The sequence below is a fragment of the Shewanella glacialimarina genome (genome assembly GCF_020511155.1).
Classification (GTDB): domain Bacteria; phylum Pseudomonadota; class Gammaproteobacteria; order Enterobacterales; family Shewanellaceae; genus Shewanella; species Shewanella glacialimarina.
Genome location: NZ_CP041216.1, coordinates 2,332,170 through 2,346,466, shown reverse-complemented (window position 1 = coordinate 2,346,466; position 14,297 = coordinate 2,332,170). Strand labels below are relative to the sequence as shown.

General features: G+C 40.7%; 8 protein-coding genes. 3 read left to right on the top strand and 5 right to left on the bottom strand.

Annotation, left to right across the window (positions count from 1 at the left end):
• Nucleotides 1-900: 900 nt before the first annotated feature.
• A complete protein-coding gene (locus tag FJ709_RS10190; protein ID WP_226409965.1) occupies nt 901-1,764 on the bottom strand; it encodes a delta-class carbonic anhydrase in 864 nt (287 codons plus the stop codon).
• A 445-nt stretch (nt 1,765-2,209) separates the two neighbouring features.
• On the opposite strand from FJ709_RS10190, the gene FJ709_RS10185 reads away from it, so the two are divergent.
• The 3 genes from FJ709_RS10185 (at nt 2,210) to FJ709_RS10175 (ending at nt 5,603) form a co-directional block, all read left to right on the top strand.
• Nucleotides 2,210-3,373, top strand: a complete 1,164-nt coding sequence (locus tag FJ709_RS10185) for an HlyD family secretion protein (RefSeq protein ID WP_226409964.1) — start codon at nt 2,210-2,212, stop codon at nt 3,371-3,373.
• A 4-nt stretch (nt 3,374-3,377) separates the two neighbouring features.
• The gene (locus tag FJ709_RS10180; protein WP_226409963.1) at nt 3,378-4,406 is read left to right on the top strand and encodes a DUF2955 domain-containing protein; all 1,029 of its coding nucleotides are present in this window, start codon (nt 3,378-3,380) and stop codon (nt 4,404-4,406) included.
• A 75-nt stretch (nt 4,407-4,481) separates the two neighbouring features.
• Nucleotides 4,482-5,603, top strand: coding sequence for an AI-2E family transporter (locus tag FJ709_RS10175; RefSeq protein ID WP_226409962.1), 1,122 nt, complete (start codon nt 4,482-4,484; stop codon nt 5,601-5,603).
• Between the two features lie 296 nt (nt 5,604-5,899).
• Here the strand turns inward: FJ709_RS10175 and FJ709_RS10170 are convergent, their stop codons facing one another.
• Genes FJ709_RS10170 through FJ709_RS10155 form a run of 4 tightly spaced genes read right to left on the bottom strand, consistent with a single transcriptional unit; the run spans nt 5,900 to nt 14,237 of the window.
• A complete protein-coding gene (locus tag FJ709_RS10170; protein ID WP_226409961.1) occupies nt 5,900-6,796 on the bottom strand; it encodes an MBL fold metallo-hydrolase in 897 nt (298 codons plus the stop codon).
• A 47-nt stretch (nt 6,797-6,843) separates the two neighbouring features.
• A complete protein-coding gene (locus tag FJ709_RS10165) occupies nt 6,844-9,909 on the bottom strand; it encodes an efflux RND transporter permease subunit (protein ID WP_226409960.1) in 3,066 nt (1,021 codons plus the stop codon).
• On the bottom strand, nt 9,906-13,157 hold the full coding sequence (locus tag FJ709_RS10160) for an efflux RND transporter permease subunit (RefSeq protein WP_226409959.1): 3,252 nt from the start codon (nt 13,155-13,157) through the stop codon (nt 9,906-9,908). The genes FJ709_RS10165 and FJ709_RS10160 overlap by 4 nt, the downstream gene beginning before the upstream one ends.
• Nucleotides 13,158-13,169: 12 nt before the next feature.
• The gene (locus FJ709_RS10155; protein WP_226409958.1) at nt 13,170-14,237 is read right to left on the bottom strand and encodes an efflux RND transporter periplasmic adaptor subunit; all 1,068 of its coding nucleotides are present in this window, start codon (nt 14,235-14,237) and stop codon (nt 13,170-13,172) included.
• Nucleotides 14,238-14,297: the final 60 nt, after the last annotated feature.

Here is a 14,297-nt window from a genome sequence, read left to right as displayed (position 1 = left end):
AAACAAGCGCGAAGTATCTTTACTGCCCTGTAAATTCTTTACCGACCATCCTTGGCTCTTTAAGCCTAATGCAGGAATATTCTACTCGCTAAGTAACTGAAAATAAATACTACATCATCTTTTTTGCAACAAAATAGACCCAATTGGTTGGGTAAATAATATTAATTTGGTTGCAGCACCACAAGTCCGTTTATTAACGTCTGATAATTACTAGTGCTCTTTTATTCAAAATAAAGAAAAGTTGTAATACATTTGGGCTCCTTTACTTGTTAGAGCAAAAACTAACTCGCATCCTGTTTATTCCACTGTAGTGGCTAAGAATTATTGGCCGCAACATTAGACGCTAAGAATACATTTTCTAATTTGCTGAGACTACATTAGTTTGATTACTCTAACTCACTTTTGTCCAAAAGGGAGTTAACCGAGCAGCTTTTATATCGCTTTCCTACAGTTATCTATGCCGCTAAATCGAAGAGATAATAATTGAGGTTCAGATGAGCCAGCGAGTATCCAAAACAGGGCGAAGTTTCACTAAGTGAAACATTTGTGAGCGAGAGGCATGGATGCCGAACTGGCTGTTTAACATGGATGTTATTTGTTTTGGTTAAGCCCACATGGACGAGCTTGCGGCAGGCAATAAGTATCCATGAAGTATTGGACTAGTTACACTAATCAGAGTGATTAGAGTGATTAGAGTGATTAGAGTTCAGATGTTTAGTAGGGTAAAAGTAAACTTTCATAAAAATAATCTGAAACACTGGCGTCAGTAAAACTTATTTATCCAAAAGTTTGATAGCCGTAGAATGAAGGCTACTTAATGTTTTTGAGCAGGAGGTAAAATGTAACAGTGACCAGATAGCCACTGTTACTGAGTTAGAAATGAGTTACTGTGTTAAAAAACTATTGAGCAGCAGACAATAACTCAAGATTCGTCACTAGATTTCTTACGCCATGGGCATGATCTTCATTGAACACATTACTTTCACACCATTTACCCACAGTGGCGATATTCACCTGAGCCACTTTTGGACGAACACTCCACGATACTTGAAGCGGTGAGCCTTGTTCATTATATCCAGGGCCCGTTGTCGAGCCGGCATATTGAATCGCATCACCAGTATTTGATGGAATATTTAATGCCTGGTTATAACCATCGCTTTGACCTAATTGGGTTAGCTGACCAAAATCTAACGCATCTGAATTATTCACCAATACAAAAACTTGAGTTTCAACTCTAAGTTGTGGATTGTTAATCGATTCACTTAAACAAGCACCTAATGTCGGGCCAGGGCTTACTTGAGCGGTAGAATGCACATAATGCACTTCAATAGTATCCCCAGGCGTTAGGCCGCCATGCTGACTCGGACAAATGGCTTGCTTCACAGGTAATAAGTCTTTTTTATTTAAGCTACCTGAATATTTGAAACCAGATGAGTCACCTTTACCGTCACCGTTACCGGCATAGGTAGTGAATTCTCCACCAGAATGTTCAGCATTTTTATGAAAATGAATATTACATAGATTCATTTGGGTATAAGCCGGTGCTTGGTTGAAAACAATTTTATTGTTGCCAGCTAAAGAATTAATATCGCGAGGTGATTGAGGACCGAAACCTTTTCCATGGGTGTTTTCTGCAAGTTCTGCACGCTGCGCAGCAATGATCTTATCTGACACAGCGATATGGTGCTCCGCAAGATTGTCTTTGGCAGTTACTCCCAAAGAGACCGTGGCAGAGGCAATTACAAGCATAAATATATGTTTCATTTTGTATCCTTTCAAAAAAAAGCATTAGCTATTAGGTTTGGTACGACGTTGTGAATATTCGATTTTGCTAGGTGGGTTAGGTGCTACAAATTGTAGCTAAACAATATTAGTACAAAAATCTAATAGTAGATTTAAATCTACTGTGCGGTATCTATTTAATCTGAATTTGATCATCACTTTAGTGCAAGATTGATTGTGATTTGGGGACAATATTTAATTTGTAAGATGAAAATGATTCATCATACGAGTGCTGATCTATTGATTCCTAATCAATAAGATGGCAATGATAAAGTAATTTAGCTATGTTATGGATAATGATATTTAAGACCTCAATATGATTGTTAATTAGGGTGCTATTACCCTATATGTTGAGTAACCCTGCCTATTTCGGACCATATCTACAGACGAAAAGTCAGTAAACCGAATAGTTATGTAAAGGATAAGTATGACTGATAACAAACAACCTGCGTCAAACGTGGAAGATCTCGCAATGCCTGAAGATGCGACAAAAGAGTCTTCTCAGCAACATATAGCTAAAGATAATGCTAAAACACTAAAAATAAGAAAAGTTACCAATATTATTTTATTGGTAGTATGCGGTTTGTTTGTTTTTCATTTAATTGCCGATAGATTTATACCGATAACCGATTTAGGCCGTGTAAGAGGCTTTGTTGTTCCTATTACTCCACAAGTCTCGGGAGAAGTCATCGAGATATCTGTTATCCCAAATACACTGGTACAAGAGGGAGATGTATTAGCTAAAATCAATCCAATTGATTATGAAATAGCATTACAAACCGCGCAGCAAAATGTCACACAGGCTGGTCAGAATATGGGGGCATTATCTGCTAATGTTACTGCTTCTGAAGCAAAAGTAACCAGTGCTAAAGCAAGTCTTAAAAATGCCCAAGTTCAGTCAAAACGTATTTTTGCTATGGCTGATAAAGGGGTGATGTCACAGGCTGATGCCGATAATGCTCGAGCCGAATTATCCAGTGCAGAAGCTGGCGTAGCCAGTGCTCAAGCGGATTTAGCTAAATCGAAAGAGAGACTAGGCAGTGAGGGCGAAAACAATACTAATGTTAAATCGGCTTTATTAGCACTTGAACAAGCTAAGATTAACCTAGAGAGAACTCATATTATCGCTCCGACTAGCGGGGTTGCAGCTAATTTTAGATTAAAAGAAGGCGTTTATGCCGTTGCGGGACAGCCTATAATGACCTTTATTTCATCTGAAGATGTGTGGATTGAAGCCAGTTATAGAGAAAACAGCTTAGGTAATATGAAGGCTGGCGATGATGTTGAGTTTGCTTTAGATTTTGCCCCAGGTAAGGTGTTTAAAGGCAAGGTTGCTTTCATTGATTATGGCATTGATTGGGGACAGAACGAGCAGAGTGGTAAATTAGCACAAGCATCAGGTCAAACTGGATGGTTAAGACAGTCTCAACGTTTTCCGGTAACAATAACTTTTGATAAAGAGATAGCAAAAGGCTTTAAACGTGTTGGTGGCCAGGCTGATGTGATTGTTTATACTGATGACAGTAGTATCGTCAATGTTTTTGGTAAATTGTGGATCCGCTTAATTAGCTGGTTATCTTATGTCAGGTAGAGTGATGATTGATACGAGTGAATCGCTCACACAAAAAATACTCAATCGACGGGTATTAAGGTTTGCCTTAGGCATTGGTCTCGCTGTGGCGGTATCGGCTATTTTCTCATGGCCTTTGGCTTATATTGTGCCGATATTTGTGGCTAAGTTTCTAGTAGAGCGCCAAGCCCCGACGGTACAAACAGTCTATGAGCTACTCATCGCCATGTTAGTTACCCTTGCCATGGGGTGGCTTGTCAGTGTTGGGCCAACGCATTATCCGTCGATTTTATTACCTCTAATTGCTGTTGGCATGCTGTGGGCTTACTATTTATTTAGCCACCCAAAATGGAACTTTTTTGCATTAATTCTTATTGTAGCGACGATCGTTCTGCCGTATTTGGCCATACTGCATCCTGGTGCTGCGATGGCTGTCGCCTATGGCTTAAGTTTATCCGGTGTGGTCTCTGTGGTGATATTTGCGCTATTGCATGTATTACTGCCAGACTTGGCTGAACAGAAAGATCAATATCAGCTACCTGAACTTGATAAAGAGTCTCGTGAACACGAAGCTTTTCGTGCTTTATTAATGGCTTTTCCTATTATTTGTTTTTTTTATTTACTTGAAATTACCGGTGCCTTATTAACGATGATCATGATCGCTATTTTGTCGCAGCAAACCGCGGGCCAGAAAAGTGTCAAAGTCAGCTTGTTTTTAATTATTATCAATGGCATTGGCGGGTTGTTAGCCATAGTTTTTTATAATCTTTTAGTCACAGTGCCAACACTAAGTTTCTATATCGCTTTGTCGATGCTTTGTGCCATGTTGTTTGGTTACAAAGTTTATAGCGATCCCGCCAAAGCCCCGATTTATGCAGGTATATTCTCGACCCTGTTGGTTGTTGTGGGTTCAACAGCTGCATCGGCCGATGCAGATGTTGCCAGTAATTTTTATGTTAGATTAGCTCAAATCTTTTTAGTGGGTATTTATATGGTGATTGCATCATATTACTTAGAAACCCGTAATTGGTCATTTTTGCAGCAACGTAAGTAGACTGAAGCAAGAGTTCATTGGGTTAAATATCATGTAGCCTGAACAATATTAAAAAAATAATAAAGGATTTAAAAAATGAATAAAAAGCAGGACTTTACTTCAGGGGCATTCACTCATGCTGTTGTTGATGCGGCTATTAAAGTGGCTATGGTGTTTGTAATGGTGGTTTGGTGTTTTGAAATTGTCAGACCTTTCTTAATGCCAATTTTATGGGGCGGTATTATCGCCATTGCGCTCTATCCCATTGTGATATTACTATCGAAAAAAACCAAGCTGTCTGTTGGCAAATCAAGTTTAATAGTGACCTTGTTAGCGTTATCTTTATTAATTGTTCCTAGTGTCATATTTTCTGGTGCTTTGGTTAGCGGAACGACTGAATTTGTGACTGAGATGAAAGAGGGGTCCTTTGCTATACCTCCGCCTAAAGATTCAGTAGCCGAACTGCCAATTATAGGCAAGCAACTGTACAAGTCATGGTTGCACTTATCATCAGATTTAGAAAATGTTCTCAAGGAAAATAAAGAATATATTGCTGATTTTTCTGCATCAGCAGCAGCGACTATAGGCAGTTTGGGATTGACGGTGTTGCAGTTCATTATTTCAATTATTATTGCGGGCGTATTCATGAAAAACGCCGATGGTTCAAGTCAGATGTTCTATAAAATTGCTGTTAGGTTGGCAGGAAGTCATGGCAACGAGTTTGCTTCATTATCGGTAGCCACAGTGCGCAGTGTCGTTCAAGGTGTTATTGGTGTGGCATTTATTCAATGTATTTTGTCAGGTGTCGGTATGTGGCTGGTTGGCGTGCCAGGGACTGGAATTTGGATGTTATTAGTACTTATATTAGCCATTGTTCAATTACCTGCACTCATTATACTGGGCCCAGTGATAGCTTATGTTTATACCGTTGAGAGCTCTACAATAGCGACAATATTTATGATTTGGAGTTTATTGGTTGCCACTAGCGATACTTTCTTAAAGCCCATATTGATGGGGCGCGGTGTTGATATTCCAATGCTGGTGATTTTACTGGGTGCAATTGGAGGCATGCTACTGTCAGGTATAGTGGGCTTATTTGTTGGGGCAGTGGTACTAGCATTGAGTTACAAACTGTTTTCCGCTTGGTTAGTTATTGAAATAAATAATGATGAGTTACCTGCAGAAGAAACGGAGAATCGACTAGAGACAACTGCGTAAGTTAAGTAATTAACCTTAGCTGAAATACACACGGTTATTAAACAGAATTTGGTGTTGCTAACTGTGTTGTATTAACTTGCAATAGTCAAACTACAGGGTCATTTACAGGGGCATTAATGCCTCTGGTGAGTAAACTTAATGGCTAGTATGATAGTAACGAGAGGAAGATGGTTCAGCTGGGGTGTGTTATTGTCCCCTTAATATGAGTTAAGGCTAGTTATTATCATTACTGTGCATCAATAAAAACGGCTAACATGAAAGCTAGCCGTTTTATGCTGATGGTCGGTTATATATCCTTACAAGCCATTGTAAAGTGTCTCTATCCACTTATCGCCATTGATAAATGCCCAACTCCAATCTTGGTATGCTTTAGGTACGCCCATCTTTTTTATCTGGGCTAAGGTGTTACCTTTAGCTTTTTCCGCTTTTATCCAGTTAATACTGTCATCAAGCATATGTTTAAACTTGAGTAATTCAGTTTTATTAGCTAAATCTCCATGACCCGGAATGATCTGAGTTTTGTCATCTATTCTATCTAATATGATAGCGATATTATCGCGATAACCTAAAACAGAGCCACCACCGTCTAGGTCAATATAGGGGAATCTATCTTTAAAGTATAAATCGCCCATATGGATAATATTGGCGTTTTGCCAATGAACTACGCTGTCTCCATCAGTGTGTCCAGGGCCTAAATGGATGACATCGAGCGTATCTTGATTAAAATGTATCGAGATACTGTCAGTGTATGTGATGACAGGAAGGGCACTTTTTGGAGTATTGCTATCTGAAGCTAAACGCTTCAAGACATTATGGTGAGCTAAAATAGTGCCTTTTTCACCAAAGTGAGCATTACCGCCAGTATGGTCGCCGTGGTAGTGGGTGTTGACGATATATTTAGGCACACCGGGCTGAATATTATTAAGCGATGCGGTAATTTTTTCCGCCAGCGGGGCAAATTGGTCATCAATAATCAATATACCGTCAGTACCAGCCGATACGCCAATATTGCCACCGGAACCTGTGAACATAAAGGTGGTATCGGTGAGCTGCTTTGAGGTAATAGTGACATCTTTAAATTTGTCATCGGCAAAGCTCTGACCGCTAAGCGTCATACTTGCCAGCACTGTTAAGGCAAGTAAGTTTGCGAGCGGTTTACGCTTTGTTTTTTGGTTTAAAGCACTTAACGGCATAATTTTTCCTTAATATAGTCTATTAAAATATCATTTACACATTACTGCTACCGAGTCCAAGGTAGCAGTTTTTTGGCAAATTTGTCAGCTAGACCTAATCTAATGGCCGCGTTATGGCGAACTCTATATAGCGCTTGATAACACAATGGCACAAGGTACAAACTGGTGACAGTGGAAAAGGTTAACCCGCCAATAATGGCTATTGCCATAGGTGAATAAGGGGGGCCGCCACCGCCAATTTGTGTATCCCCCATGGCCAATGGCACTAAACCTAATACCGTTGTGGCCACCGTCATCAGTACTGGACGTAAACGGGTGCTACAGACACTTAATATAGTATCCGACAGCTTATCCAGCGCAGGGGTCATTTGATTAATTTGGTCTACTAACACAATGCCGTTGTTCACTACGATCCCCATTAAGATAAGGATCCCTATCATGGACATAACAGACATAGGCGTTGCGGTGAACCATAAGGCCCAAAACACCCCGGTAATTGAAAATAAAATAGAGGTGATAATTGCCGTAGGCAATAACAATGATTCGAATAATGCTGCCATAACGATATAAATCATCACTATAGCTAATATCATATTAACTGCCATGATGTTTTGATCTTCATCTTGGCGCTCAAATCCGCCCCGCAATGAATAACTGTATCCGTAGGGGAAATTAACCGAATCCATAATGTGGGTTATTTTTTCCTGTGCTTCCTCAGTGGTTAACTTATCTAGATTGGCACCAATAGATAAGGCCGTTTGGCGATTATAATGTTTGATACTGTCAAAACGAGGCACAATTTTTATTTGTGCAAGGCTGTCTAAGGTGTAAACCCTGTCCTGTTGTCGTAACACAGGTAGCTGTTTTAACTGCTCAAGTGAATACTGCCATAGCTTATCGTAGGCCAGTTCAATTCGCAGCTCACCAGATGGGTCGTGTCTAAATGATCTCAGTGGTGTGCCTCTTAATGCCAATGCAATACTTGACGCCACTTCACTTAATTGCACGTCAAGTCTCGCGGCCATTTCCCTGTCAATTATCACCACAACTTCTTGCTGGGCACTATTCACTTCCGAGCGGACGTCCACTAATCCTTCAATTCCATTAAGCAATGGCACGACTTGATTACTTAAGTTAATCAGTTCTGAAGTTGAGCGACCTGTTAAGGTGACACGTATTCCATTTTGCTCATTGCCCCAACCAAATTGTGGCGTGGCAATGGAGAATTTAGGAAACCCTTCTCTGATCATTTTTTTCAGTTGAGATGTTTCAATAGGGATATCTTTTTGCAAAATAATGGTAGATTGCGCATCATGTGGGGCATAGTAACTGTATACGGCATCAATAAAAAATTTCTCTTTATTGGCATATAGATAAGCCTCCATTTCACTGACAAGCGCTTCGGTTACCCTAAGGGCGTGACGTCCCTCTAGCTGATAGTTAATATAAAGGCGGTCATTGCCTTCGCCGTCATTTTGATCTTGCTGAACCATACTGAGTGGCAAGGCCGTTGAGGCTAAAATAAGTACGGCAATAACACCAGAACGCTTAGGTCTAGTTAATACCCAAGACAAGCTGCGCTCATAAAATGCCGCCATTTTGCCTTGCTTATCATCTGTCTTAATATCGAAGTGGAAGCTGTTCAGCATTAACGGGATAAGTGTTTTAGCCACTAACAACGATGCGGCTAATGAAATACAAATCGCAATGGCAACGTGCTCAAGAAAAATAGTTAGCTGTACTTTAACGCCAAAGATATTAGGTAAAAATACAATGGCTGTGGTCAATGTACCCGCTAACACCGCAAGGGAGACTTTATCTACCCCTGTTAACACAGCACGCTCATTGGCTTTAGTTTGCTGGGTATCATCTATATGACCAGCTTGTTTTTCTTGTAATACACTCTCAGTCACTACTACCGCATTATCAATAAGCATACCCACGGCGAGCAATAATCCCATCATGGATAGAATATTGAGGCTATATCCAAAAAAGTACATTCCAGCTAAGGTCATACAAAGTGATATAGGCACAGAAGAGACCACCACTAACGTCATCTTTAAATTGCGTAAGAATAAATACAGTACGCCAAAAGATAATAGCGCACCCAATAAACCGGATAACAGTAAATCTTGTAATGAAGATTTCACGCCAAAGGCCTGATCTTCCATAATAAACAACTTAACGCCATTGAATTGCTTATCTTGCTTGGTTTTTTCAATGACCTTCATAACACGATCAGATACTTCGACTAAATTAGACCCTGATTCTTTAAACACGTCGATACCCACGGCGTATCTTTGATCTAAATGACGACCTTCAATTTTTTCTGGTAAGGCAAATTTAACTGTAGCGATGTCGCCTAACGTGATACCAGGAATAAGCACTAAGCGGGTGATATCATCTAAACTGGTAAACTCACCCTTAGGCGATACTTGAAACACATTGCCATTGCTTCTTAATGTGCCAGCGTTGATGACAAAATTTTGTGCTGACAAGCTGGTTTGCAGTTGTTGATTACTAATACCACTGGCAACTAATTTGTCGGCATTAACTCGTATATCAATTTGCTTTTGTTCAACGCCGTATAAAGTGACCTTTGATACTCCTTCGACTCTTTCAAGAGGTTTACGAAGTTGTTTGTCGAGTAAATCAAAGGCGTTAGATAGTTCACGTTCGCTGGATATCCTGATGGTGAGCACCGGCATATCGGCGGTAGAGAATTGCTGGATCATCACCCGTTCAACATCTTTGGGTAAAAGGTGCCTAACCGAGTCAATTTTCTCACGTACTTCTAAGCTTTTAGTGGCAACAGCTTCTCCCCATTTCATATTCATTTGAATATAAGCACCATCTTGGGTGGAGTCAGAATGCAACTCTTCAATGCCGCCCATGGTGGCTAAGGCTTCTTCAAGTACTTTGGTAATATCGCGTTCTACTTCAGCTGGGCTTGAACCTTTATAAGGCACTTGCACCATGATTTGAGGAATGTCGATACCAGGGAACATTTCTAACGGCAACATTCTGCTTGCCGCCATACCAAATAGCATAATAGCGACAAAGAACATGCTGGTGGTGACAGGGCGTTTTAACGCTAGTTTGGTAAGGTTCATACCGTTGCCTCTGCTGATACTGCCTGCTCTGACTCTGTGGCATAAGACTTCTGGTCAAACAGGGCATATAAACAAGGGATCACCAACAAAGTCAGTAATGTTGAAACCAGTAAGCCAAAGATAACCGTAATCGCCATAGGAGCACGTACTTCGCTGCCATCGCCAATACCAATCGCCATAGGTAATAACCCCAGCGCTGTGGTTAATGTTGTCATTAAAATAGGGCGCAAACGTGATTTAGCAGCTTGTTCAATAGCGCTGATTTTTTCTATTCCTTCCCGACGCAATTGGTTAATTCTATCAACTAATACGATAGCGTTATTGACTACGATACCGGCTAACATAATCAGTCCAATAAACACCACTATACTTAAATGGGTGTTGGTGATGAATAAGCCTAAAATACTACCGGCAACCGCCATAGGAACAGCAATTAAGATCAGTAATGGATGTAGCAATGATTCAAATTGACTGGCCATAACCAGATAGACTAAAAATATCGCTAACAATAATGCAATTTTCAATGAGCTAAATGAATGTTCCATTTCTTCATTTTGGCCACCAAAAGAGGACTGAATTGAAGAGGGAAATTGTTGTTGGCTTAAAATCTGTTTTGCTTCTACCACCGCATCGCTTAAATCACCAAAACCTAGGTTTGCTGACACAATAGCAACACGTTGCTGACTAATACGGTTAATCGCAGATGGACCAACCTGTAATTTAATCTCTGCTACTGCACTTAGCGGAATAGGCTGGTCACTGTTAGGGTTGATGATAAGTGAGTCAATATCACTTATCTGATCGCGCTCTGACAGCTCGCTGCGAACTAAAATATCCACTTTACGATCGCGCACTGTGTACTGGCTGGCAACTGTTCCGCCAACACGTTGCGCAATACGACGTGCTACGGTAGGGGCATCCATACCCAATGCTGCAAGCCTTTGGTGATCAAACTGAATACTGATTTCAGGTTGGCCATCGCGCAGCGTGGTATTTAAATCGGTAAAGCGTGCTGATTGGCTTAACGCGCTCACTAAAGTGTCGGCGCTTTGCTTCAACTGTGCTAAATCATAGCCAGATAATTCAATTTCTAATGGTGTTTTAAAACTGAATAACTCAGGTTGCTCAATTTTAGCGTCTAACTCGGGTATTTTTTTAGCGGTTTGCCTTAAAATATGAGCCACAGCGTCAAATGCACTAGGATTGGCCAGTACAACCTGTAAACGCCCCCAGTTTTCACCACCTCTGGCGGTATCTGATGTCATTAATCCGCCACTGCCAGCCTGGCTGAAGGTGTGTTTTACATCTGGGTTATCGTTAATGCTCAAGGCTAACTGCTGTAATACTTTGTCTGTTTCACTGACCTCGGTTCCTGGTGGTAATAATAGCTCTACATAGAACTCACCTTGATTCATTGGTGGAATAAGTTCCATGCCCAGTTTAGGCAATAAACCTCCTGCGCCTAAAGTAATGCTAAGGGCAATCAGTAGTGTAAGCCCTTTTTGTTTGAGTACTTTATTCAGTAAACCGTCATACACTATAGCTAAGGCGTCATAAACATAATTGAACGCACTGGCGAGTGGGCGCATGACTAAGCCTATTAACCAACTGAAAAAGCGGATAGCCAGTAAGCCGAAAGTTAATAAACCTGCGGGTATATAACTAAACAACAACTTGAATGGCCAAGATATAACGGCAAGAGTGTAATAACCGGTTTTACCTAGTTTCGATTGTGGGATAGTTTTGATGGGTGTTTCAGTTGGCGCAGGTAAGCTTTTAAACCCTTGGCGAGAAGCCAGCATAGGTATTGCTGTTAAAGCAATAAACAATGAAGCTAACAAAGCAAAGGTGACGGTGAGAGCTTGATCTGCGAATAATGCCCCTGCTATGCCATCGACAAACACTAACGGCACAAATACGGCTAATGTCGTTAATGTGGAGGCAAATATTGCTCCTGAAACTTCTTTACACCCAGTAACCGCCGCTTCAATTTTACTCATACCTTGTGATTGATAACGGTCAATATTTTCTAACACCACGATGGCGTTATCAACTAACAGCCCGATAGCGAGTGCAATACCGCCTAACGACATGATATTGAGACTGATATCAGCAAAATACATCATATTAAAGGTGGCAATGACCGAGAACGGGATAGAGATAGAAATGATCAGGGTAGCGACGATATTGCGCAAGAATAGGTAAATGACCAACATGGCAAGCACGCTGCCAATTAATGCCGATGAAGTAACCTCATTGACTGCGCTTTCAATAAACTCTGATTGATCATAAATAATATTCAGCTGCTTATTTTCATCAGCTTTGTTGATTAATGCCAGCTCAGCCTGAAGTTTTTTAGCAACGGTAACTGTATTGGCATCACCTTCTTTGTAAATAGCGAGTTCGATAGATTCGACGTCACCAATACGAGTGATATCACTGCGTTCTTTATAAGCATCACTTATTTCAGCCACTTCATTAAGGCGAACCAGGGTTTGGTCATTACGGAAGATGATGACATTGCCCAGTTCTTCTAGTGAATTAAATTGATTTAAAGTTCTAACCAAATACTCTTTGTCACTTTGAATCACTTTACCCGCGGACAGATTGATGTTTTCTTGATTGATTCTTTGTTTAATATCATCCGCATTTAAGTTCAGCTGGCTAAGCTTTTGTTGATTAAGGAGAATATGAACTTCTTGCTCAAGCCCGCCAGACAATCTTACTGCAGCCACCCCTGATAGCGCTTCTAAGCGGCGTTTTAATTCCTCTTCGGCAAAGGTACGCATTTGTTTTAAATTTTTCTCTGACGCATCGGGTACTGAAAAGGCTAAGCGCATTATTGGGTCAAGATTAGGGTTAAACCTTAATAACAATGGTTTATTGATGTCCAATGGCAGTTCAATGGTGTCTAGTTTTTCACGCACTTCAAGACTGGCCATGTCCATATTGCTGCCCCATTCAAACTCTAGGACAACATCTGACATACCTGAGCGTGAAATAGAGCTGATTTTACGTAAGCCTTTAACAACGCCAACCGCTTCTTCAATGGGTTTAGACACGAGTTGCTCAATTTCAACTGGAGCTGCGCCATCATAGGCGGTACGAATAGTGACGCTGGGATAACTTAGATCTGGCAATAACATTACCGCAAGTCGACTAAAGCCGACCATACCAAATAACATTACCGCAAGCATGAACATCCACACCGTCACAGGACGGTTGACAGCAGTATTAATGATTGACATAGGGTCGCTCCGTTATCTAATAGCAGCTACGTTTAGAGGATTTATCACTTCGACCAGTGATTGATCTTTTAAGTTTTGCTGACCACGGATAACGATTTGCTCGCCTAATATCACTCCAGAGGTAATCTCAATCGTATTATCTTGACGATATCCTAAATTTACCTCTCGTCTCTCAGCCACAGTGTCTTTAATAACATAGATAGCTTGAGTGTCATCTTGATTTATCAATGCGTTATAAGGCACGGTAATCACGTTGTTATGGGTATCATATTTAATTTCAACCCGGGTAAACATACCTGCTTTTAACTGTCCACTGTTGTTGGGAACATTCAAAGTGACTTTAAAGGTACCGCTTTGGGCATCAACTATGGGGCTAATACGCAGTACGGTAGCATCTATTATATTGGTACTGTGTTGATTTTGACGAACACTGGCATGTTGTCCTAATCGTAAACTAGGCAGTTGCTGCTCTGGTAGATGGACAATACCGTATAATTGGTCTTGGTTCACAACATAGAAAAGTTCGTCAAACTCTTTAACGGTATTGCCTTGCTTTACGTAACGCTTAGCGACCACTCCATCAATCGGGGAGACAATACGACTTTCTTGTACCTGTAGTTCAGCAAGATCTCGCTGGGCGACAGCTGCTTGCAGGTTAAACTCTAATTTTGCCATTGTGTCTTGGCTAATGAACTCTTTATTATCCATTTTGCGCAGACGATTTAATTCTTGCTCAATGATTTGAACTTCAGCCTGAGAGCGATTGAAGTCATACTGTTGGCGTTTTGCATCAATAACTGCTAATACTTGCCCTTTAATTACCCGATCACCTTCTTCAACATTGATAGTATTTATTAAGCCAGAAATACGAGTCATCACATGGGCTTCTTGTGGGGCTTCTAAGGTTGCAGTGGTACTGTAAAACGAAGACACATCACCTTGTTCAACAAAGGTTGTTTCTACTGGAACAGCAAATTTTTCTTCTTCTTTTACTTGCTCTTCATCTCCTGTACAACCAGCTAACATTACTAAACAACAAAAAGGAATAACAACTTTTTTAACGGATTGAAACCTGTCCATGGGTACCTGCCTTTATAGTGAAGCCAAGTGCTACCTTGCGATTATTTAGCGGTAGCTTAA